Origin of the sequence: Pseudomonas sp. PA-4-8C (assembly GCF_021606625.1) — a bacterium.
Classification (GTDB): domain Bacteria; phylum Pseudomonadota; class Gammaproteobacteria; order Pseudomonadales; family Pseudomonadaceae; genus Aquipseudomonas; species Aquipseudomonas lactis.
The window spans coordinates 1-1,772 of sequence record NZ_WKCD01000499.1 but is presented as its reverse complement, the minus strand read 5'-3'; the positions used below and the strand labels follow the sequence as shown (position 1 = coordinate 1,772).

Below are 1,772 nucleotides of genomic sequence, written 5' to 3'. Positions count from 1 at the left end.
ATACTGTCTACTTATACAGGTGTTGGCCGTCAGGCCTTATTGATTACGTGAGGACTTTAATGGACGACAACAAGAAGAAAGCCTTGGCTGCGGCCCTGGGTCAGATCGAACGTCAATTCGGCAAGGGTGCCGTAATGCGTATGGGCGATCACGACCGTCAGGCGATCCCGGCTATTTCCACTGGCTCTCTGGGTCTGGACATCGCACTCGGCATTGGCGGCCTGCCAAAAGGCCGTATCGTTGAAATCTACGGTCCTGAATCTTCCGGTAAAACCACCCTGACCCTGTCGGTGATTGCCCAGGCGCAGAAAATGGGCGCCACCTGTGCGTTCGTTGATGCCGAGCACGCCCTGGATCCTGAGTACGCCGGCAAGCTGGGCGTCAACGTCGATGACCTGCTGGTTTCCCAGCCGGACACCGGCGAGCAAGCCCTGGAAATCACCGACATGCTGGTGCGCTCCAACGCCATCGACGTGATCGTGGTCGACTCCGTGGCGGCCCTGGTGCCCAAGGCTGAAATCGAAGGCGAAATGGGCGACATGCACGTGGGCCTGCAAGCCCGCCTGATGTCCCAGGCGCTGCGTAAAATCACCGGTAACATCAAGAACGCCAATTGCCTGGTGATCTTCATCAACCAGATCCGTATGAAGATCGGCGTGATGTTCGGCAGCCCGGAAACCACCACCGGTGGCAACGCGCTGAAGTTCTACGCCTCTGTCCGTCTGGATATCCGCCGTACCGGCGCGGTGAAGGAAGGCGACGAGGTTGTTGGTAGCGAAACCCGCGTCAAGGTTGTGAAGAACAAGGTAGCGCCGCCATTCCGTCAGGCAGAGTTCCAGATTCTCTACGGTAAGGGTATTTACCTGAACGGCGAGATGATCGACCTGGGCGTACTGCACGGTTTCGTCGAGAAGTCCGGTGCCTGGTATGCCTACAACGGCAGCAAGATCGGTCAGGGTAAGGCCAACTCGGCCAAGTTCCTGGCGGATAACCCGGATATCGCTGCCACGCTTGAGAAGCAGATCCGCGACAAGCTGCTGACTGCCGCGCCAGATGTAAAAGCGGCTGCCAACCGTGAGCCGGTTGAAGAAGTGGAAGAAGCCGACACTGACATCTGAAGCAAACGATGACTGTTGTACTTGATACACTCGTCGCCGTTCGGCGCACTGCGATGGACCTGCTCGCTCGCCGCGAGCATGGTCGAGTCGAGCTGACACGTAAGCTGCGTCAGCGCGGCGCAGAACCTGAGATGATCGAAACAGCCCTCGACCGGTTGACGGAAGAAGGGCTGTTGTCGGAAGCCCGTTACCTTGAAAGTTTTGTGTCTTACCGCGCGCGCTCCGGTTACGGCCCTGCGCGGATTCGTGAAGAGCTGAGCCAACGTGGCCTGCAACGTGCCGATATCGACCTCGCGCTACGTGAGTGCGGTATCAGTTGGCAGTCGCAATTGGAGGAAACCTGGCGTCGCAAGTTTGCGGGCCACCTTCCAATTGATGCCAGGGAGCGTGCGAAGCAAGGTCGTTTCTTGAGTTATCGCGGGTTTTCGATGGACATGATCAGCCGCTTATTGAGCGGTCGGGATATGGACGACTGAACGCCAAAAAAACAAAGGCCCACTATGAAAATAGTGGGCCTTTTTTTTCGCCTGTAAAAAATCACGCTGTCTCTGGCGTCATCCGTTGCTGCGCCTTGCCCTGAGCCTGTGCCCAGTTCTCCGGCAGGTTGATGTAATCCACCAACTCCCGCAGCCGCCCCTGATCGCGACCGTTGAA

At 57.6% G+C, this 1,772-nt stretch carries 2 protein-coding genes and 1 pseudogene; 2 read left to right on the top strand and 1 reads right to left on the bottom strand.

The window, feature by feature from the left end; all coding sequences use genetic code 11:
- Positions 1-59 precede the first annotated feature (59 nt).
- Both recA and recX read left to right on the top strand, forming a co-directional pair.
- Positions 60-1,118 (top strand): recombinase RecA, encoded by a 1,059-nt coding sequence (recA, locus tag GIW04_RS30435; protein ID WP_003189042.1) that lies wholly within the window; start codon positions 60-62, stop codon positions 1,116-1,118.
- Positions 1,119-1,126: 8 nt separating this feature from the next.
- Positions 1,127-1,594, top strand: a complete 468-nt coding sequence (recX, locus tag GIW04_RS30430) for a recombination regulator RecX (protein WP_003189043.1) — start codon at positions 1,127-1,129, stop codon at positions 1,592-1,594.
- Positions 1,595-1,655: 61 nt separating this feature from the next.
- Here the strand turns inward: recX and GIW04_RS30425 are convergent.
- A pseudogene (locus tag GIW04_RS30425) lies at positions 1,656-1,772 on the bottom strand (cytochrome D ubiquinol oxidase subunit II); the annotation flags it as partial.

Excerpts from the sequence above, each read along its gene's own strand:
- recA (WP_003189042.1), top strand. The coding sequence starts at position 60 with ATGGACGACAACAAGAAGAAAGCCTTGGCTGCGGCCCTGGGTCAGATC.
- recX (WP_003189043.1), top strand. The coding sequence starts at position 1,127 with ATGACTGTTGTACTTGATACACTCGTCGCCGTTCGGCGCACTGCGATG.